At 39.3% G+C, this 280-nt stretch carries 1 protein-coding gene; it reads left to right on the forward strand.

The genetic code is table 11. The features are described 5' to 3' along the window. Nucleotides 1-28: 28 nt before the first annotated feature. Nucleotides 29-280: CorA family divalent cation transporter (locus tag P8629_RS11680; RefSeq protein ID WP_278166298.1), on the forward strand; the 252-nt coding region annotated here is incomplete at its 3' end.

The following is a 280-nucleotide window of genomic DNA, read 5'->3' on the forward strand; positions in this document are numbered from 1 at the left end:
TTTTCATAAAAATCGCGCAAATCAGACGTTGCAAAGTGGCCTGCTAAGGGATGATTTGCTTCATACATGGCATCGGCAAAGATATCTTTTTGAAAAGTTTGAACGTTTACACTCCATGACCGAAATGTACTATGATCAACTCAGTGATTTAGTTCATGGCTATATGTCTACTACTTCGCATCAGATAAACGAGCGGATGAAAGTACTGACCATGGTCAGCACCATTTTTATTCCACTTACCTATTTAGCCGGCGTTTACGGCATGAATTTTCACAATATG

The organism is Hydrogenovibrio sp. 3SP14C1 (genome assembly GCF_029625905.1).
GTDB lineage: Bacteria > Pseudomonadota > Gammaproteobacteria > Thiomicrospirales > Thiomicrospiraceae > Hydrogenovibrio.